Raw genomic sequence first — 18,542 nt, 5'->3', positions numbered from 1 at the left:
CGGCGCCGGGGTTCAGTCCGCGCGCTGGGCGAGCTTGAGCAGTCGGCCGAGCAGCTCGTCGCCCGCGAGCTCCGTCTCCGCGGCGTCGCGGTCGGCCGCGACGGCGGCGTCGTGCTCCCCGTGCACCTGCGTGTGCAGCTGCTCCATGCGCCGGTCCAGCTGCTCGGCGACGGCTGCGGCCGCGGACAGCTCGTCCTGCAGGTGGGCGGGGACGGCACCGTCGTACTTGTAGAAGATCTTGTGCTCCAGGCTGGCCCAGAAGTCCATCGCGATGGTGCGGATCTGCAGTTCGACGGGCACGTGCACGGGTCCGGTGGAGAGGAAGACGGGGATCTCGACGATCGCGTGGAGGCTCTTGTAGCCGTTGGGCTTCGGCGCCGCGATGTAGTCCTTGACCACGACGACGCGCACGTCGTTCTGCGCGGTGATGGTGTCCAGGATCCGGTAGGTGTCGGCGATGAAACTGCACGTGATCCGGATGCCGGCGATGTCGGTGATCGCCTCGCGGATCAGCGGCAGCTCGGGTGCGATGCCACGGCGCGCGACCTTCTTGACAATGCTCTCGGGCTTCTTGATCCGCGAGGTGACGTGCTCGATGGGGTTGTACCGGTGCAGCTGCAGGAACTCCTCGCGGAGGATCGTGACCTTGGTCAGCACCTCTTTCACGGCGAACTGGTACTCCATGAGGAAGCGCGTCAGCTCGTCGCGCATGCGGCGCGCCTGCGCCAGCGTCGCGGCGTCGGGGATGAAGCCGGGCTCGAACGGTGCGGGTGTGCTCATCGATGGTCCCCGCGCGTCACGGCAGGGCCGTGATGGTCACCGTCGACCCGGCCTGCACGCGCGTGCCTCCGCCCGGGTCCTGCCAGATGACCTGCGACTTGTCGGAGGCGAAGATGCCGTTGACCTTGACCTGCAGGCCGGCGTCCTGCAGGACGGAACGGGCCTGGCCCACGTTCATTCCGGTCACCGACGGGACGGTCACCCGGGAGGCCATGGTGACGGTGACGCGCTTGTTCGACGGGTCCACGCGGCCGCCCGCGGGCGGGCTGGTGGAGGTGACTACCGAGCCCGAGCCGGTCTCGCCCGTGAACTCGGCGACCAGGCCCGCGCGCTGCAGCAGCTGCTGCGCCTCGGTGGAGGTCTTGCCGATCACGTCGGGCACTGTCAGCGCGTTCGAGACGAGGAGTGTCACGCTGCCGCCCTTGTTGACCTGACCCGACGGGTCCGTGCCGAAGACCTTCCCGGCCTCGGTGCTGGAGTCGAACTGCTGCTGGGTCTCCTTGACCGTAAGGCCCGCCGAGCGCAGCAGCGCCGTGGCCTCCTCAGGGGTTTTACCGCGCACGTCGGGGATGTCGACGGGTTGGTTGCCGGCGGAGGCGACCACGGTCACCGTCGCGCCGACGGAGACGCGGGTGCCGGGCGTGGGGGAGAGGCCGATGACGCCGCCCTGGGCGATGTCCCGGCTGAACTGCGCGGGGCCGCGTTTGGGCACCAGGCCGCTGTCGCGCAGCTGCTTCTCGACGTTCTCCGGGCTGTCGCCGGGGCGGAACTGGGGGACGGTGGGCCGGCCTCGCGAGTACTCGATGGTGACGGTGCCGAAGCGGCTGATGCGGCTGCCCGCGGACGGGTCGAGTCCAGTGATGGTGTCCTCGGTGATGTCGTTGCTGTACGTGCCGGCCAGCTCGACGTCGAGGCCCGCGTCCTTGATCGATTTCTCCGCCGCGGCGCGGTCCATGCCCGTCACGTTGGGCACCGTCGTGTACTGGCCGGACGCCAGCCACCAGCCGCCGACGGCGAGCAACAGCGAGACGACGGCGATGAGCGCGACGATGACCCACGACTTCGCGCGGCTCTTCCGCGGCGGCGACCAGGGCTGCGCCGCGGTCTCGGACGGCAGCGGTTCGTGCATGGTCTCGGCGCGGGTGTGCTGCACCGGGGTCGGCGGCACCGCCGGCTGCGCGAGGGTGGGCGCCGGCACCGCGGGCGCACCCGGCACCGCCTGGCCGGGCTGCGGGGAACCGGGCAGGGGTTGTCCCGCGATGAGCGCGCCGGTGGGCTCGGCCGCGGCGGGGATCAGGGGCTCGCCGCGCTGCGCATACATCGCGGCGGCGGCGCGCTGCTCGGCGCTGGACTGCGGCGCGGGCACGGTGAACGGCGGCAGGTCGAGGTCCTCCGCGATCGCGCTGAGCGCCTCGGCCATGGCGAAGCCGTCGACGTAGCGACGCGCCGGATCGCGGTCGGTCGCGCGGGCGACGAACTCGTCGAACTCCGGCGGCACCCCGGCGATCGCGGCGCCGGGCCGCGGCACGTCGTTGTGTAGACGCTGGTAGGCCAGCGAGATCGCGGTGTCGCCGGTGAAGGGCACCTGGCCGGTGAGCAGTTCGTAGACGAGGATGCCGCTGGAGTAGACATCGGAGCGGGCGTCGGCGTTGCCGGACTCGACCTGCTCCGGCGAGAGGTAAGCGGCGGTGCCGAGGATCACGGACGAGCTGGTCACGGACGCGGCCGCGATGGCCCGGACGAGACCGAAATCGGCGACCTTGACCTCGCCACCGTCGGAGATGAGAACGTTCTCCGGCTTCACGTCGCGGTGCACCAGGCCAGCGCGGTGCGCGGTGCCCAGCGCGGTGAGGACGGGGCCCATCACCGCCGCCACCGCGTGCGGCGGCATGGGTCCGCGCTCGCCGAGCAGCTCGCGCAGCGTGCCGCCGGTCACCAGTTCCATCACGAGGAAGGCCAGCTCACCGTCAACGCCCTGGTCGTAGACGGCGACGAGGCCGGGGTCCTTGAGCTTGGCGACGGCCCGCGCCTCGAACTCGAAGCGGGAGACGAACTGGGCGTCCGCCGCGTACTTCGGGTCCATCACCTTGATCGCGATGGGCCGGTCGAGCCGCAGGTCGAGGCCCATGTAGACGGTGGACATGCCGCCACGCGCGATTACCGCATCGATGCGGTAGCGGCCCTCGATGCGGGCACCGATCAGCGGGTCGCGCGGGGTGTTCACCTTCTCGGGGTCCTCTCGGTGCGTGCGGTATCGACAGTTCAGCCTAGCGACCCCGGGGGTGGATCGGCCGAATCCGTGGGCTGGGTACAGTGTGAGCGTGAGCTCCGTCCCCTATCTCAGCGACGATCTGCTGCCCGAGGGCACCGCCACCTACAACCTGGCCACGGTTGCGAAGGGCCTCGGCGTGTCGCAGTCGAAGGTTCTGCAGCTGCTGCGCGATGGTGAGCTGATCGCCGTCCGGCGCGGCGGCGACTTCCACATTCCTCGGCTGTTCTTCGGCGAGGTCGACGGGCGTTTCTCCATCGCCAAGCATTTCACCGGCTTGCTCAGCGTGTTGCGCGACGGCGGCTTCGAGGAGGAGGAGATCCTGCGCTGGTTGTTCGCGCCGCAGGACGACCTGAACGACTGCCCCGCCGAGCTGCTGCACACCGACTCCGCGCGCGAGATGATCCGCCGCGCGCAGTCGATGGCCTTCTAGCGACGCCGGATCCGACCGGCGCGGGCGCGGCGGGTCTCTGCGTTCCCGAGGAACGAAGTCGAGTGTGCTCGCCCCTGCAGGGTATGCGGATGTTGCATATCCGGATATGTGCAGTTCAGGGTGTATTTCTGCTACGTGGGGTATGTCGATTTCGCATACCGCGCGTGTCTACGACAGGTGGTCGACCACCGCGCGGGCCTGCGACCGCAGGTCCGGCCGGTTCAGGAGTTCGACCCGCCGACCCCGGGACCACACCCGCACAGGAACGGCCTCGAACCCCTCGAGTCGCGGCCCTGTCACCAGGGCGACGGCGAGATCGGACTCGCCGGAGCGCAGCGCCGCGACCGGGTCGTCGACGATGACCTGGTGGATCTGCAGCTCGTGTTCCCGGTTCCATCGCGTGACCTTGCCCTCCAGATGGTCGGGTAGGCCGACCCCGGCGGTACGGCTGATGGTGACGGACTGCTGCGCGGTCCCGCTCAGCGCGCTCAGCTCGTCGATGTCCGCGACGATCCGTTCGATGATCGCGAGCGCCGGGAGACCGGCCGGCGCCGGTGTGGTATGCCGAAACTGCATGGCTCGTTCCACGTCACCACTTCCGGCCGGGTAGGTCCGTTCCTGCGCCTGCCGCCCGCTCGCGTGGAGCTCGAGCGCGCGTCTACACCGCGGGTGCGAGGCCGAGCTTCGGTCGCACCTTGAGCGGGTCCGGGCCCAACAGCGACCATCCGGCCAGCGCGCCCAGCGCCGCCGCGAGCGCGACGTTCCACAGCGAGTACAAGCCGATGGATCCCGTGGGCATGAACACGACCATCAGCCACACGGACAGGCCCGCGATGATCGCCAGCGTGCGTCGCGACCAGGTGAACGCGCCCGCGACGGCCAGCGGCCACGTGTAGTACCAGGGCAGCGATGCGGGGGAGAGCACGCACACGGCCAACAGGCCCAGCAGGATGCCCATGACGTTGCGCTGCTCGTTCTGCCGGAACCGCCACCACAGCACCACCAGGGTGATGGCCAGGAGCGCGATGCCCACCGCGCGGGTCACCACCAGGATCGGTGCCAGGTGCAGGTCGGTGAACGGCGCGGCGAGGAATGCGGTGATCTGCGCGAGCGCCGTCGGCAGGGTGATGTAGTTGATGATCTTGATCGAGCCGGCGAGCGCCGTCATCCAGCCCAGCCCGACGCCCGCTATCACGGTGAACGCCGCGAACAGCGCGACGAAGGCCCCTACTGACGCAGCTAGCACCGTGCCGAAGGCCTTGACAACCGATTCCTGCGGGCTCGACTCGCGCCGGTGGTGGAACCAGATCCACACCACGAAGGGGAGCGCGATCGCCGCGGTGCCCTTCACCGCGACTGCGGTCACGATCACCGCCACCCCGATCAGGTGCCGCCGGTCGAGCACCAGCGCGATCCCGGCGACCATCAGGCCCACCATGAGCGCCTCGTTGTGCACCCCGCCCACGAGGTGCACGACCACCAGCGGGTTGAGCACCGCGAACCACAGCGAGACGGCGGGCTTCGCGCCGAAGTGCCGGGCCAGCTTCGTCACGCCCCACACCGAGAGGGCGATCCCCGGCAGCATCGCCAGCCGCAGTGCGATGACGCCGGCCAGCACGTTGTCGCCGCACAGCTGCGTAACCCACTTCGCGATGAGGATGAACAGCGGCCCGTAGGGCGCGGTGGTCGTGGTCCAGATGCCGCTCACGTCGTCGAGCAGGCCGTTGGGATTCACGACGGGGCCGTCCACGTACGGGTCGAAGCCGTCGCGTAGCAGCGCGCCCTGCGCGAGGTATGAGTAGGCGTCGCGCGAGTACAGGGGCACGGCAACCAGCAGCGGCGCGATCCACAGGGCGACGGTGCCCGCGACCTGCGGGACCTCCAGTCGGCCGCCGAGCGCGGCGCGGCCCAGCCGGATCCACGCGATCACGAGGAGTGCGATGCCCGTCCAGAACAGGATCGAGCTCAGCACCAGGCCGTGGCCGAAGCGCAGCCACGACAGGTGCGCCGCCTCGAGGGTGGTGTCGTGCACGCGGATCGCGCCCGCGCCGAAGCTGCCCACGGTCGTCAGGACGGCGCCGACGAGCCCGAGCAGGGCGGGGCGACCGTCCTTGGACCGCAGGAAGGTGCTGTAGCCGCGCAGCGCGGACTGAACTGATCCGGACATCCCCGCCAGTCTAGGCGGAGCGCACTCTCAATCCAGCCCCGCGTACACGGCCACCGGCCCGCCCTCGAGGACGTGCACGGCGACGGGGGTCTCGAAGATCTCGGTGAGCAGCTCGCCGGTCATGATCTCCGACGGTGCGCCCGACGCCGCGATGGTGCCGTTCTTCAGCGCCACGATGCGGTCCGAGTAGGCGGCCGCGAAGTTCAGGTCGTGCACCACCAGGATGATCGTCTTGCCCAGCTCGTCGGCCGCGCGGCGCAGGCGTCGCATCATGCCCACCTGGTGCCGCATGTCGAGGTTGTTGAGCGGCTCGTCCAGCAGGATCACGTCGGTGTCCTGCGCCAGGGTCATCGCCACGTAGGCGCGCTGGCGTTGGCCGCCCGAGAGCTCGTCGAGGAAGCGGTCGGAGAGCTCCGTCAGGCCCAGGAAGCCCAGGGCCTCGTCGACGTGCCGTACGTCCTCCGCCGTCATCCGGCCGCGGCTGTGCGGGAACCTGCCGAAGGCGACGAGGTCTCGCACCGTCAGGCGGGCGTTGACGCCGTTCTCTTGGCGGAGGATGGCGAGCTTGCGCGCCACCTCCGTCGGCTTCATCGTGCGGATGTCGGTGCCCTCGAGCAGCGCCGTGCCGGAGTCCGGCGTCAGCAGTCGGCCCAGGATGGTGAGCAGCGTCGATTTGCCGGCGCCGTTGGGCCCGACGAGCGCCGTGACGCCGCCGCGGGTGAACTCCCCGGAGACCGGGCCCAGCACGACGGTCTCGGCGTACGTCTTGGTGAGGTCCGTGAACGCGATGGCGGGTGCGGTGGTCGTGGACGTCACAGGGTCCCCCTTCGGCGGAACAGCATGGCGAGGAACAAGATGCCGCCGACGAACTCGATGATCACCGTGAGCATCCCGTTGGCGTAGAAGATGTTGTGCAGGATGAACTGCCCGCCGGCGAGCAGGATCACGCCGAGCAGGAAGGCCATCGGCAGCGTCGCGCGGTGCCGCCAGTCGCCGGCCAGCTGATACGCGAGCGTGGCGATGATGAAGCCGAAGAACATCATCGGGCCGACGAGCGCGGTGCTGATCGAGACGAGGACGGCGATGAGGACGAGCGCCAGCGTGAGCTCGCGCTGGTGGTTGACCCCCAGCCCCATCGCGGGATCGCGGCCGAGCAGCAGCACGTCGAGCACCCGGCGCCGCCGCCAGACGATGACGCCCACCACGATGCACGTCACAGCGGCGATCGGCAGCAGATCGGCGTTCACCGCGGTGAGCCGGCCGTAGAGCTTGATCGACAGGGCGTCGAACTCGGTGGGGGAGAGCAGGCGCTGCAGGAACTCGGCGAAGGCGCGGAAGGCGAGGCCGAGCACGACGCCTGCGAGGAGCAGCAGGAACAGGCTCGCGAAGCGGCCCGAGAACAGCCAGCCGTAGAGCACGGCGGCGAACATCACCATGGCTGCGGTCTGGGCGACGAATTGCGGCACGGAATCCCCGTTGTCCACGAACCGGCCGCCCACCAGGAAGACGCCCACCGTCTGGATCAGCACGTACAGCGAATCCAGGCCGATGATCGACGGCGTCAGGATCCGGTTGTGCGTCACGGTGTGGAAGAGAACCGTCGAGAGGGCGCCGCAGAAGGCGGCGACGAGGATCGCGGTGGCGGTGCGGACACGCCGCTCGAAGGACAGCCCGAACTGGAAGTCCCAGCGCAGCACGTCGTCCGCGCCGGTGCGCATCAGCAAGTAGACGGCCAGGCACGCCGTCGCGAGTGCGGCAGCGATCGCCAAGCGGGCGCGCCAGCCCACGCGGCCCCTGCTGCCGGCCACTGCGGGCGCCGAGACGGCCTCAGAGAGCGACACGGTTTCTCCTTGACAGGACGATCACCAGGAAGGTGATGGCGCCGACCACCCCCATGATCACGGACACGGGGATCTCCATGGGGCGCACCACGACCCGCCCGATCAGGTCGCAGCCCACGATGAGGACCGTGGCGAGCACGGCGACCCACGGGAGTCCGCTGCGCACGTCGTCGCCGCGTAGCGCACTGATGATGTTGGGGACGACGAGGCCCAGGAACGGGATGAACCCGACGACCACGCTGGTGACGCCCGAGGCGAGCGCCACCATGGTGACGCCGAGGCCCATGGTGAGCCCGTAGCGCATGCCGAGGGAGGTCGCGACGTCCTTGCCGAGCCCCGCGATGGTGAAGTAGTTCGCCAGCAGGAAGGTCGCCACGGCGATGATCGCGACGGCCCACAGCGGCTCGTAGAAGCCGCGCACTATGTGCGCGAAACCGCCGGAGCGCCAGCTCACCACGGCCTGCAGCAGGTTGGCACCGATCGCCAGGTAGGTAGTGATGGCGCCGACGACGGCTCCCAGCATGAGGCCGACGAGGGGCACGATCGCGGAGCGGCGGGCTCGGATCCGGGAGATGAAGCCGAGGAAGACGAGCGTGCCCAGGAAAGCGGTCGCCGTGGCGGCGATCATTCGGACCATCGGCGACGCGCCGGGGATGTAGAGCATGCACAGCAGCACGCCCAGCCCCGCCCACTCGGCGGTGCCGGCGGTGGTCGGCTCGACGAACCGGTTCTGGGTGAGTCGCTGCATGATGACGCCGGAGAAGCTCATGGCGAGGCCGGCGAAGACCAGGGCGGCAGTGCGGGGGACGCGGGAGATGAAGAACATGCGCCACATCTCGTCGTCGCCGGCGAGGAGCCCGGCGACGGTGATGTGGTACTCGCCGGTCATCAGCGAGGCGAACAGCAGTGCCACGCACGCGAGCGCGAGCAGGGGGAGCGTGACGCGACCCAGGCGGGTCCCCGTCCGGGGACCCGCCTGGGTCGGTGAGCCGGTGTGGGTCGTCGTCACTTCTTCGCGGCGATGGCCTCGGCCAGCTTGGCGTAGTTCTCGCCGTAGTCCTGGATGCCCTCGCGGAGGTAGAAGTCGTTGTCCAGGTAGAAGATCCGATCCTTCTGCTGGAACTCCACGTTGGCGAAGGCCTGCTGTGCCTTGAAGGTCTCGGCGGCGGTCTGCGGCTTGCTGCCGTCGGTCGGTGGGACGGCGGCGTCGCGATCCATGACGATGACCCACTGCGGGTTCGCCTGGGCGATGGCCTCGGGGGTGAGGCCCGAGTTGGTGTGGTGGTCGCCGGCTTGGCCGCCGAAGACGTCCTTGAGGTTCAGCGGGGCGATGAACGGCTGCATGCGCTTGGCGCCGTTGTCGATCTTGCCGCCGTTGACGATCGAGAGGAAGACGCTCTGGCCGGTGGCCTGTGCCTTCGCCGCGTCGAGGCTCTTGTCGAAGTCGGCGACGATCTGCTTGGCCTGATCGTCCTTGCCGAAGATCTTGCCCAGCGTGATGGTCGAGTCGCGCATGGTCTCGACGCGGCCCTTGGGCGCGCCGTCCTCGGCCGCGATGTCGATGAACGCGGCGCCGGTCTTCTCGGCGATCTTCTTGATGTCGCCCTCGGCCTTGGCGAAGCGGTAGCCGCCGATGATCAGGTCGGGCTTGACGTCCTCGATGACGTCCAGCTTCGGCTCCGCGTGCGTGCCCGTGTCCTTGATGTCCGCGTTGGAGATCCAGTCGCCCAGCACGCTCTTGGCGAACAGGCCCTTGGGGATCGCGACGGGGGTGATGCCCATCGCCTTGACGGTCTCGGCGCTCGTGTTGTCGAGGACCACGACCCGCTTCGGGTTCTTGGGGACCTGCACCTCGCCCTTGTTGGTGCTGACGGTGATCTTCTCGTCGGCGGCGGGCTTGTCCTCATCGGCGCTGGTGGTGGAGCAGCCGGCGACGACGAGGCCGGTCGCCATCAGCGCAGCCGCGACGGGCGCGGCCTTGCGGAAGCGGGTGAACATGCGGGGTGACTCCTTCTCGTACTTGCTTCAAGACGGGCACCGTAAGCCATCAGTAAAGGCTTAGGTAAACGGAACCATACCCAGGGGTGGCTAGGTTTACCTAACTCTGCTGATCGCGATTCAGGCCGCGCGGTCGACCAGAACCGCCGCGAGCCGGGCCAGGACGGGCCGGGCACCGTCGTGGATGGGCGCCTCCGCCAGGGCGGACGTGGCCCGGGCGGTCAGCTCCTCCACCCGCGCCTGCATGGCCGACGGTGCCCCTGTCGCCCGGAGTGCGGCGCGTGCGCGCTCGACGCCCGCTCCGTCGAGGTCGGTCCCGACGAGGCTGCGCAGCTCATCCGCGGCGTCGCCGCCGGTCGCGAGGGCGTGCGCGAGCATCGGGGTGTGCTTGCCCGAGCGGAGGTCGTCGCCCGAGGGCTTGCCCGTGACCGCGGGGTCGCCGAAGGCGCCGAGCAGGTCGTCGCGGAGCTGGAAGGCGATCCCCAGGTCCACGCCGATCTCCCGCAGTGCCGCGATCGCCGCGTCGGAGGCGCCGGCCAGCGCCGCGCCCACGTGCAGCGGTCGCTCCACCGTGTAGCCGGCGGTCTTGAACCGGACCACGCGCTCCGCGGCCTCCGCCGACTCGTCGCGGGACGCTTCGCTCACGATGTCCAGCAGCTGGCCGCCCAGGACCTCCGTGCGCATGGCCGCCCACGCGCGTGCAGCCCGCAGATAGCGCTCGGGCGCCAGGCCGGCGCCGAGGAACATGTCGTCCGCCCACGCCAGCGCCAGGTCGCCCAGCAGGATCGCCGTCGCCTCGCCGAACTTCTCCGACGAGCCCGACCAGCCCCGCTCGGCGTGCAGCTGCGCGAATTCGCGGTGCGTCGTCGGGAAGCCTCGGCGGGTCAGCGAGGCGTCGATGATGTCGTCGTGGATGAGAGCGCACGCCTGCACGAATTCGAGCGACGCGCAGGCCCGCAACGCGGCCCGGGCGACGTCACCGTCGGCCTCCCCGCCGCCCGCCAGCCACCCCGCCCAGGCGAACGCGGGCCTAATACGCTTACCGCCGCGCAAAACGAAGCGCTCCAGCCCCGCCGTGGTCTCCACAAACACCGGACCTACGGGTTCGACCAGGTCACGCCGCTCATCGAGGAAGGATTCGAGGGCCGGCTGCACGGCCGCCGCGATGTCCGTCAGGGAGGTCTGGGGCGGGGCGACGGGCAGCGTCATACCTGGAAACCTATTCTTAAGGGCGTGAGTGAACAAAGCCGGACCGTACTCGACCGACTCGACGCCGTGCGCGCGAGCGGCCGAATGCCGTTCTCGGTGGAGTTCATGCCGCCGCGTGACGAGGAGGGCGAGGCCCGGCTGTGGCGCGCCGTCCGCACCTTCGAGCGGATGGACCCGGCGTTCGTCTCCATGACCTACGGCGCGGGTGGCTCGACGCGCGACCGTACCGTCCGCGTGACGGGCGAGATCGCCGAGACCACGACGCTGCTGCCGGTGGCGCACCTGACCGCCGTGAACCACAGCATCTCGGAGCTTCGCGCCTTGATGGGCGCGTACGCGGACCAGGACGTGCGCAACGTGCTGGTGCTGCGTGGCGACCCGCCGGGCGACCCGATGGGCAAGTGGGTGCGGCACCCGGAGGGCCTCAAGTACGCGAGCGAGGTCGTCGAGCTGGTGCGCGAGCTGGGCGACTTCCACGTGGGCGTGGCCGCTTTCCCCGAGGGGCACCACCGCTCGCCCGACCTGGACACCGACGTGCGGTACTTCGCGAACAAGCTCCGCTCCGGCGCCGACTACTCGATCACCCAGATGTTCTTCGACGTCGACGACTACCTGCGTCTCCGCGACGCCGTGGTGGCCGCCGATCCGGAGCAGGGCGCGAAGCCGCTAATTCCCGGGATCATGCCGATCACCTCGCTGAAGTCGGTGGTCCGCATGGCCGAACTGTCGAACGCGAAGATCCCGGGCGCGATGCGCGCCGAGCTGCGTGCCGCCGCGGGCGACGGGCCCGAGGAGGATCGCGCCGCCGTGCGTGCCGTCGGGATCGACATCGCCACGCGGATGGGGGAGCGGCTCATCGCCGAGGGCGCCCCGGCGCTGCACTTCTGCACGCTGAACTTCGCCAAGGCCACCTCCGAGGTACTCGAGAACCTCGGGATGCTGCCGGTCGGCGTCTAGCGGTCGCGTTCCTCGCGCTGCTACGACTCGGCGCGGGCCGTCGCGAACGCGGCGATCGTCTCGACCATCGTGTCCAGGCCCGGCTGTTCGAGCGGGTAGTGGCCGGCGTTCTCGAGCAGTGCGGTCTCCACCGGGACGTGGGTGATCCGGTCGAGGAAGGGCGTCGACAGCTCCAGCGGGGTCCACCGGTCGGCCGCGGGCTGGGTGAGGAGCACGGGGCAGACGTCGAAGTCCTCGGGTGCGACGTCGGGCCGGAAGTTCAAGTAGGAGTCGAGGAACGCCAGGGAAACGAGGTTCCCGGCCGACGTGCGGTCGGCGTAGCAGGCCCGCTTGGCGGCGGGGTCGTTGACCAGCGCGCGCATCTTGCTCACCAGCTTCATCGGGACCTTCGTGCCGCGCAGTGGCGTGCGGGCGAGGGCCTTCATGACGGGCGCGCCCGCGCTGCCGGTGATGGGGTCGAAGGCAGTGTCGCGGCGGACCTTCGCGGACTGCTGATCGAGGAAGGTCATGCCGATGATGCCGCTGACCCGCCGGTTGATCGACGCGATGTGGTAGGTCTCCATGCCGCCGGCCGACAGTCCGTACAGGACCACGGGTCGGTCGTCCTTCGCGAGTTCCGCATCGACGAGGTCCGATCCGATGTGTACCCAGTCGTCGTATCTGACGAGCGCGCCGTGCGCGACCTCGGTGACGCCGTAGGAGGGCATGTCGATGGCGATGGTCTCGAAGCCGCGCTCGGCGAGCGGCCGGCCGAGGATCGTGGTCATCTGGCGGCCGTTGGTGCCGACGCCGTGCAGGAGGATCACCTTCACCGGCGCCTCGGAGTTTCGGTAGGTGTCGAGGTGGATTCGGTGGCCGCGGTGCTCCCACCACTCCTCGACGGGTTCGGTGTCCGGCGTCAGCCGGTACGACGGGGGGAGGGATTCCTGGATGGTCCGCCATGCGGACTGGTCTGCGTAGTTCACGGGAACGATGATTCACACCCCCGCGTGTTAATGCAAGAGATCCTCGCATTTAAGGTGGGGAGTGTGGCAGAAGAGACTCGGAGGGAACGCCCGGGCGGGCGTACGGCTCGGACCCGGCGCGCAGTGATCGACGCCACGACGGCGCTGCTGCACGAGGGGTCCCCGGCGGAGCTGACAGTTGGCCAGATCGCCGCCCGGGCCGGGGTGAACGAGGCGACGGTCTACCGCAAGTGGGGCTCCAAGGACGCGCTGCTCCGCGACGTTCTGCTGACGCTTTCGTCCGAGCGGCTCACCGCGGCCGATACCGGCTCACTGCGGGGCGATCTCGTCGAGACCATCGGCGCGGTCGCGGACTTCCTGCGGACCCGGGCCGGCCACGCGCTGGCCTCGCTCGCGGCGACCGCCGACGACGAGACCGCAGCCACGCTCCGCGACGCCTTCTGGGCGGACCGGTTCGCCCGCGCCCGCACGATCTTCGACCGCGCCGCTGCGCGCGGTGAACTCGTCGACATCGACCGGGCGATGCTGGCCTACGAGGCCCTCATCGGGACGCTGCATTTCCGCATTCTGGCGCGCCGCCGCGAGCTCGATGCGGACATCGCCGAGCGGCTCACCGACCTCGTGCTCGATGGGTTGCGGCCTCCGGATCGGACCTAGCGGTTCAGCTTCTCCCGCAACCACTGCGGCAGCTCGATGAGCGACTCGGGCTCGTCGGACTCCTGGCCGGGCTTGGGGCTGCGGTCGCGGCGCACGTAGGCGGCACCGGCGACGATTGCGGCGGCGAGGAACGAGATCAGGGCGGTGACCCACGCCCACTTCGTGAACGAGGCGATCGACGGATCGGCGTACTCGGCCTCAGCGGTCAGCGCCGCGGACGTCCCGGCGTTGAGCGTCCAGGTCACCAGGTCATCGGCCTCCTGCTGGCCGTTGGTGGCCGTCACCGGGCCGGGAAACTGCAGGGAGACGACGATGACCGCGGAGTTCGGGGCCAGCGACGACAGGTCCGCCGTGCCGGAGAGGATCACCGTGCCGCCGGTGCGCTGCACCCGCATCTTGATCGACGCCGCCGAGGTGTCGAAGGCCTGGGAGACCACGTCGCCGACCTGGTTGAACTGGCCGAAGGTGATGTCCTGGAAGATCATCTGCGTGCCGACTTTGCCGTTCGAGTCGTACGCCTTGACCTCCGCGAGGCCCTTCAATTCGCCCGGTGCGGCGATCTGCGGACCCTGCGGGTTCGACGCCGGCGTCTGCGCGGCGACGATCTTGCCGGACATCCGGTCGCCCTTGCCGGGGCTGGAGCACGCCGCGGGGGCGGCGACCAACAGCAGGACCGCCAGGGCCGCGAACATCCTTCGGAGTATCACGGTCGCCATCGTGCCAGGTGTCCCAGGTCGCGGGCGAGCAGCCGCGCCGCGATCCGCCCGCTCGATCCGTTCACGCCGCCCCCGGGGTGCATCGACGCGCCCGCCAGGGCGAGGCCCGGCGCCCCGGGGATGCGGCCACCCGCCAGCTCGGGGAGCGGCCGGAACAGCAGCATGTTGTGCAGCGCCATCTCCACGTGCATGACGTTCCCGCCGAGCAGTCCGAGTTCGGACTCGAGGCTCGCCGGGGTCTGCACGAAGCGATGCTCGATCGAGTCGGCGAAGCCGGGCGCCCAGCGCTGCGTCTCGGCGACGATCCGGTCGGCCTCGGCCTCCGCGACGGCGGCCCACTCCTGCCCGCCGCTCAGGACGTACGGGTACCACTGCGCCCAGAGGGTGGTGTTGTGCCGATCCGCCGGGGCGATGGACCGGTCGAGGCCCGAGAAGGTCATCGCCAGCACCGCCGGCCGACGTGGTGCGTCGCCGGCCAGCATGTCGCCCCGAGCGCGGGCAAGGTGGCCGCGGTCGGCGGTGAGCAGGCCCAGCCCGGACTGATCGGCGAGCGGCACCCCGTCGAAGGCGGGTGGCGTCGTCGTGCCGAGTCGCAGCACCATCCCCACGCCGGGGCCGACCTGGATAGCGCGGCGCCAGCCGGCGATCCGGGCGGCGTCGTAACCGCCGCGCTCGAGGAGGCCGAGGGTGGTCAGGACGTGGCAGCCCGCGAGCACGGTGCGGGCCCGGACGGTCCGCGCACCGTCGGGCCCGCCGACGGTGACCTCCCATTCCCGGCCCGTGCGGCGCAGGGCGGTGACGGGGGAGCCCAGTGCGACGGTGGCGCCGTCGGACGTCAGGCGGGAGAGGAGGGCGGCGGTGAGTGCGCCGCTGCCGCCGACCGCGCGGCCCGGCGGGAGGGTGTGCATGAGGGCGGCGAAGCCGACCATGGGCGCGGTGCCGGGCTCGCTCATCGCGGGGCCGGACTGGGCGCCGAACCAGGCGAGCGCGGCCTTGAGGCGCTCGTCGTCGAAGTACTCGTCCAGCAGTTGATCGCCCGAGGCGAGGTAGGTGCGCGACATCTGCGTGAGGCTCCCGCGCCCCTTCGTGGGCCAGAAGGCGCGGCCGAGCCGCGGGGCCGTGGGGGAGGAGCCGAACGCGGCCATGGTCGCCTTCGCCCGGGGCGTCCACTCCGCGACGAACCGACGGTACGCCGCGGCCTCGCGGGCGCCGCAGGCCGCGGCGATGGAGTCGGCGGTCGCGTCGAGGTCCTGCCGGAAGACGATCGGGGGCGCGGTGCCGCCCGGCGGGGTGGGAGCGAAGGCCCACGGATCGCAGTCGAGGTAGCGCAGCCCGTGCGCCGCGAGGTCGAGCTCCTCCGCGATGCCGGTGTGCCGGAACATCAAGTGCGCCGACGAGCCGCGGTCCACGCGGTAGCCCGGGAACCGTTCGACGGTGCTGACCGCCCCGCCCGGCACCGCATCGGCCTCGAAGACCGCGGCGGACCGGCCCTGCGCCGCGAGGTACGCGGCGCCGACCAGCGCATTGTGGCCGGACCCGACGACGGCGACGTCGACCTCGGGCGCGCTCACCGTGCCGGCGGCGGTGGGAAGGGCAGATCGTGGCCCAGGACGGCGAAGGGTCGCGGGTCGCCGGAGAAGCGGAAGTCGCGGAGCACGTCGTAGAAGCCGGTGCGGCGGTAGAGCCGCCAGGCGCGGTTCTGCTCGGCGGCCACCTCGGGGGTGGAGAGCAGGACCCGCGGCTCGGGGCGGTCGGCCAGCAGGGCGCCGAGCAGGGCCGAGCCGACGCCGTGCCCCTGCGCCGCGGGGTGCACATGCAGTTCGGTGAGTTCGAAGTAGTCGGCGGCCACCGCCTCGATCTGCGGCTGCGTCAGCCCGCGCCGGCCCAATCCCACGCGGAGCTGGCGGTTCCACCACTGATCGCCGGCACCGCTGTAGCCGTAGGCGATGCCCACCAGGTGGTCGACTACGCGGCCGTCCTCGGCGCGGAGCGCCTGGACTGCGCCGAACGCGGCGTAACCGGGCCGATTCAGATGATCGCGCCACAGGGGAAGACGGTGCGATTCCGTGCCGGCCGGGTAGTCCATCGCGGCCACGTAGATCTGCAGGGCGGCGGGCAGCCACAGCGTGGCGTCCTGCGGCGACAGGACGTGGATCCGTGGTTGCTGCGTCGGCACTGCGGTCACGGCTTCCTCTCCCTTGACGTCTCGCACACTCACGCTATATTAGAGGGGATCGAATGATTGTTCGATCACGGGCCATCGGATTGGCGCACACGTTCTGGCGCCGGGGCTTCGGTCGCTGATCCCGGTCCGTCGGGCGGGGCTGGCGCGGAACGAGGGAAGCGTTACGTGTCAGTCCCGTCCGGTACAACTCGCGGTAACAGGGTGAGAAGGCCCACGGAGCAGGAGGAAGGTCATGGTCGAATCGAAGGCACGGATCGGTCACGTCGGTTCCGGTCGTCGCATGGGCGAGTCGGGCGCTGCCCGCATCCTCGATCGCGCGGACCAATTCCTCGCCCGCGCCGGCGGCTCGCCTGCCCCGGCCGACCAGTACCGCGAGATCTACCACGCCGCGCTGCGCGGCGCGGCCGCCCTGTTGGCGGAGCGGGAGACCGGTGTCCGGCGCCCCACGCGCAACGCCTGGTTGCGGCTCGCCAAGGCGGCTCCGGGCTACGCGGAGTGGGTCGCTTACTTCACGTCGGTGTCCGGGGTGGTCGCGGCGCTCGAAACCACGGCCCGCTCGGTGAGTGCCGACGAGGTCGCGGTACTTCACGGTCGAGTGCAGAGCTTCCTGAATTCCGTCGAAGCGGATCTGTGTCGCGCTGCCTGATTTCTCACAGCGAACGCTCATTCTTCGGCGGATGGTGGTCGTGGGGTCACAAGCCTCGTATCATGAAAGGAGGAGTTGGACCCCATGAGTGCTGAAGGAGGGGAACGTGCCACTCTCCGAGCACGAGCAGCGCATGCTCGACCAGATCGAGAGCGCGCTGTACGCAGAGGATCCGAAGTTCGCGTCGAACGTTCGAGGTGGGCGGTTCGTCGGCGCTTCGGGTAAGCGCCGCGTGATCGCGGCGATCGGCTTCGCGGTCGGATTGATGCTGCTCATCGCCGGGATGCTGCTGGGCAAGGTGGAGTACACCGTGATTGTCGGCCTCATCGGCTTCCTGCTGATGTTCGGTTCTGTGATCTACGCGCTGTGGTCCGGGCCTGCTTCCAAGGGGCCCCGCGGCACCGTCGAAGGGGATGGATCCGTTCGCGCCCGATCGGCTCGTGGTCGAGGCGCCCGCGCATCCGGTCAGTCTTTCGTGGCCCGCATGGAAGAGCGCTTCCGCCGCCGCTTCCCCTGAGTTCGCAGAGCTGATAGAGCCGCCGCCCTGATGGTCGGCGGCTTTTTCGTTGCGCTGTGAGCGAAATCGACGATCACTCCGCGGTCCGGTTGCGTCGCGTGTGCGCCGTCGCCGCCCGTGAAGCCGTTGCCGGCTCCTCGGCGAGGATTCGCGGGAGCAGATCGGCTGCGATCCGACGGGGGAGAACTGGTGTCGTGCGTCGCCCATGCGCGCCGTATCTCCACCTGCACCGCCGGCCCCGTCGGTGCGCCGTCCTCGCCGTGGGGTCGCTGCTCAGCTCGACGGAGGGCCGGATTCGGGCTCATGTGCATCTGAACCGTGGATTCACCGGAACGGGGCTGCGCCGGACCGTTCCGGTGGGTTGTTCCCCACTTCGCCCCACTTGGATTCCCCACATCTCCCCACGGCTCGTCTGGCAGTGATCCGTCATGCCTCATGAGTCTCAACTGTCGCGAGATCGCGCACGATTCCGCAGGTGTGACGAAGTCCGCCACGCCGGGCGTGCCGCGTCCCCCCACCTCTCACCACGCCCTTGAACTGGGCTGTTTCTGAGAATCCGCCGCGAAACGCGCCGCGGTGTGGCTGAAAGTGGTGAATGGTGGGGTAATGTGGGGCGCACTGGAGAAAGACGCGCTAGTCTGAAGTCTCGATCCAGTGACAACCCCTCGGGGTAGGCGGGAGGTGGCCGTGATGTTCACGGGTACCTACACGCCGAAGCTCGATGACAAGGGACGGCTCACCCTCCCCGCGAAGTACCGCGAGGAACTGGCGGGTGGGCTGACGATCACGAAAGGACAGGATCGAAGCCTCACGGTGTACCCGAAGGCGGAGTTCGAGCGCATCGCCGAGAAGGCGGATGCCATCGAATGGACCGACCCCGCCGGACGCGCCTTCTACCGCAACTTCTTCGCCAGCTCGGACGATCAGCGTCCCGACTCCCAGGGTCGGATCTCGCTCTCGGCCGATCACCGTCGCTACGCAGGCCTGACCAAGGAATGCGTCGTCGTCGGATCGCGGAGGTTCCTGGAGATCTGGGACGCGGAGGCGTGGGAGCACTACCAGGCACAGCACGAAGACGACTACGCACAGCCGCAGTCCGAGTCGCTCAAGGCGATCTTCTGACAACCGCGCTCTTGCGCGGCCCGGTCGAGGTGGACCGAGGCCTGCGCCCGAACCGGCCCTGACGTACTTCCCCAACGCCA

General features: G+C 70.0%; 19 protein-coding genes. 6 read left to right on the top strand and 13 right to left on the bottom strand.

The features are described from left to right. Positions 1-12: 12 nt before the first annotated feature. Positions 13-780, bottom strand: a complete 768-nt coding sequence (locus HNP44_RS19630) for a GTP pyrophosphokinase (protein ID WP_374758812.1) — start codon at positions 778-780, stop codon at positions 13-15. Between the two features lie 16 nt (positions 781-796). Continuing rightward, the gene (gene pknB / locus HNP44_RS19625) at positions 797-2,923 is read right to left on the bottom strand and encodes a Stk1 family PASTA domain-containing Ser/Thr kinase (protein WP_445515059.1); all 2,127 of its coding nucleotides are present in this window, start codon (positions 2,921-2,923) and stop codon (positions 797-799) included. 178 nt (positions 2,924-3,101) lie between these two features. Between pknB and HNP44_RS19620 the strand changes: the two genes are divergently transcribed. Next, a complete protein-coding gene (locus tag HNP44_RS19620) occupies positions 3,102-3,482 on the top strand; it encodes an Rv2175c family DNA-binding protein (RefSeq protein WP_259144401.1) in 381 nt (126 codons plus the stop codon). 168 nt (positions 3,483-3,650) lie between these two features. Here the strand turns inward: HNP44_RS19620 and HNP44_RS19615 are convergent, their stop codons facing one another. The 7 genes from HNP44_RS19615 to HNP44_RS19585 form a co-directional block, all read right to left on the bottom strand. Beyond that, positions 3,651-4,058 (bottom strand): hypothetical protein, encoded by a 408-nt coding sequence (locus HNP44_RS19615; RefSeq protein ID WP_259144402.1) that lies wholly within the window; start codon positions 4,056-4,058, stop codon positions 3,651-3,653. 82 nt (positions 4,059-4,140) lie between these two features. Next, a complete protein-coding gene (locus HNP44_RS19610) occupies positions 4,141-5,649 on the bottom strand; it encodes an alpha-(1->6)-mannopyranosyltransferase A (RefSeq protein ID WP_259144403.1) in 1,509 nt (502 codons plus the stop codon). A gap of 27 nt (positions 5,650-5,676) precedes the next feature. After that, the gene (locus HNP44_RS19605; protein ID WP_259144404.1) at positions 5,677-6,465 is read right to left on the bottom strand and encodes an iron ABC transporter ATP-binding protein; all 789 of its coding nucleotides are present in this window, start codon (positions 6,463-6,465) and stop codon (positions 5,677-5,679) included. Then, positions 6,462-7,490, bottom strand: coding sequence for an iron chelate uptake ABC transporter family permease subunit (locus tag HNP44_RS19600; RefSeq protein ID WP_259144405.1), 1,029 nt, complete (start codon positions 7,488-7,490; stop codon positions 6,462-6,464). Before HNP44_RS19600 ends, HNP44_RS19605 begins: the two co-directional genes overlap by 4 nt. Continuing rightward, positions 7,477-8,442 carry an ABC transporter permease gene (locus tag HNP44_RS19595; protein ID WP_259144593.1) on the bottom strand — a complete coding sequence of 322 codons (966 nt, stop codon included), beginning with the start codon at positions 8,440-8,442 and terminating at the stop codon, positions 7,477-7,479. The genes HNP44_RS19600 and HNP44_RS19595 overlap by 14 nt, the downstream gene beginning before the upstream one ends. A gap of 53 nt (positions 8,443-8,495) precedes the next feature. Then, positions 8,496-9,488: an ABC transporter substrate-binding protein gene (locus HNP44_RS19590; RefSeq protein ID WP_259144406.1), complete on the bottom strand. Its 993-nt coding sequence runs from the start codon at positions 9,486-9,488 to the stop codon at positions 8,496-8,498. Between the two features lie 120 nt (positions 9,489-9,608). Beyond that, positions 9,609-10,697: a polyprenyl synthetase family protein gene (locus HNP44_RS19585; RefSeq protein ID WP_259144407.1), complete on the bottom strand. Its 1,089-nt coding sequence runs from the start codon at positions 10,695-10,697 to the stop codon at positions 9,609-9,611. A 24-nt stretch (positions 10,698-10,721) separates the two neighbouring features. Between HNP44_RS19585 and metF the strand changes: the two genes are divergently transcribed. Continuing rightward, the gene (gene metF / locus HNP44_RS19580) at positions 10,722-11,654 is read left to right on the top strand and encodes a methylenetetrahydrofolate reductase [NAD(P)H] (RefSeq protein WP_259144408.1); all 933 of its coding nucleotides are present in this window, start codon (positions 10,722-10,724) and stop codon (positions 11,652-11,654) included. Positions 11,655-11,674: 20 nt separating this feature from the next. On the opposite strand, the gene HNP44_RS19575 is transcribed toward metF, so the two are convergent. Further along, positions 11,675-12,619 carry an alpha/beta hydrolase gene (locus HNP44_RS19575; protein WP_374758811.1) on the bottom strand — a complete coding sequence of 315 codons (945 nt, stop codon included), beginning with the start codon at positions 12,617-12,619 and terminating at the stop codon, positions 11,675-11,677. A 63-nt stretch (positions 12,620-12,682) separates the two neighbouring features. On the opposite strand from HNP44_RS19575, the gene HNP44_RS19570 reads away from it, so the two are divergent. Beyond that, positions 12,683-13,276 carry a TetR/AcrR family transcriptional regulator gene (locus tag HNP44_RS19570; RefSeq protein WP_259144409.1) on the top strand — a complete coding sequence of 198 codons (594 nt, stop codon included), beginning with the start codon at positions 12,683-12,685 and terminating at the stop codon, positions 13,274-13,276. On the opposite strand, the gene HNP44_RS19565 is transcribed toward HNP44_RS19570, so the two are convergent. From HNP44_RS19565 to HNP44_RS19555, 3 genes are read right to left on the bottom strand one after another with little or no spacing between them, the layout of a single operon-like run. Continuing rightward, complete coding sequence (locus HNP44_RS19565) at positions 13,273-13,968, bottom strand: LppM family (lipo)protein (RefSeq protein WP_259144410.1); 696 nt, start codon at positions 13,966-13,968, stop codon at positions 13,273-13,275. The two genes, HNP44_RS19570 and HNP44_RS19565, sit on opposite strands and share 4 nt — an antisense overlap. Before the next feature lie 11 nt (positions 13,969-13,979). After that, positions 13,980-15,563, bottom strand: coding sequence for a phytoene desaturase family protein (locus HNP44_RS19560; protein ID WP_259144411.1), 1,584 nt, complete (start codon positions 15,561-15,563; stop codon positions 13,980-13,982). Continuing rightward, complete coding sequence (locus HNP44_RS19555) at positions 15,560-16,177, bottom strand: GNAT family N-acetyltransferase (protein ID WP_259144413.1); 618 nt, start codon at positions 16,175-16,177, stop codon at positions 15,560-15,562. The genes HNP44_RS19560 and HNP44_RS19555 overlap by 4 nt, the downstream gene beginning before the upstream one ends. 232 nt (positions 16,178-16,409) lie before the next feature. Here HNP44_RS19555 and HNP44_RS19550 point away from each other — a divergent pair, with 232 nt between their 5' ends. From HNP44_RS19550 to mraZ, 3 genes are all read left to right on the top strand, one after another. Further along, positions 16,410-16,823, top strand: a complete 414-nt coding sequence (locus HNP44_RS19550) for an SAV_6107 family HEPN domain-containing protein (RefSeq protein ID WP_259144414.1) — start codon at positions 16,410-16,412, stop codon at positions 16,821-16,823. Positions 16,824-16,929: 106 nt separating this feature from the next. Next, positions 16,930-17,340, top strand: coding sequence for a DUF3040 domain-containing protein (locus tag HNP44_RS19545; protein ID WP_259256929.1), 411 nt, complete (start codon positions 16,930-16,932; stop codon positions 17,338-17,340). A 690-nt stretch (positions 17,341-18,030) separates the two neighbouring features. Further along, a complete protein-coding gene (gene mraZ / locus HNP44_RS19540; RefSeq protein WP_068523171.1) occupies positions 18,031-18,462 on the top strand; it encodes a division/cell wall cluster transcriptional repressor MraZ in 432 nt (143 codons plus the stop codon). Positions 18,463-18,542 lie beyond the last annotated feature (80 nt).

The sequence above is a fragment of the Tsukamurella ocularis genome, assembly GCF_024807615.1.
Taxonomy (GTDB): Bacteria; Actinomycetota; Actinomycetes; order Mycobacteriales; family Mycobacteriaceae; genus Tsukamurella; species Tsukamurella ocularis.
This window is presented reverse-complemented; position numbering and strand designations above follow the sequence as displayed.

Coding starts and splice junctions, on each gene's coding strand:
- HNP44_RS19630 (WP_374758812.1), bottom strand. CDS start 780: ATGAGCACACCCGCACCGTTCGAGCCCGGCTTCATCCCCGACGCCGCG.
- pknB (WP_445515059.1), bottom strand. CDS start 2,923: ATGTCCACCGTCTACATGGGCCTCGACCTGCGGCTCGACCGGCCCATC.
- HNP44_RS19615 (WP_259144402.1), bottom strand. CDS start 4,058: ATGCAGTTTCGGCATACCACACCGGCGCCGGCCGGTCTCCCGGCGCTC.
- HNP44_RS19610 (WP_259144403.1), bottom strand. CDS start 5,649: ATGTCCGGATCAGTTCAGTCCGCGCTGCGCGGCTACAGCACCTTCCTG.
- HNP44_RS19590 (WP_259144406.1), bottom strand. CDS start 9,488: ATGTTCACCCGCTTCCGCAAGGCCGCGCCCGTCGCGGCTGCGCTGATG.
- HNP44_RS19585 (WP_259144407.1), bottom strand. CDS start 10,697: ATGACGCTGCCCGTCGCCCCGCCCCAGACCTCCCTGACGGACATCGCG.
- HNP44_RS19565 (WP_259144410.1), bottom strand. CDS start 13,968: ATGTTCGCGGCCCTGGCGGTCCTGCTGTTGGTCGCCGCCCCCGCGGCG.
- HNP44_RS19550 (WP_259144414.1), top strand. CDS start 16,410: ATGGTCGAATCGAAGGCACGGATCGGTCACGTCGGTTCCGGTCGTCGC.
- mraZ (WP_068523171.1), top strand. CDS start 18,031: ATGTTCACGGGTACCTACACGCCGAAGCTCGATGACAAGGGACGGCTC.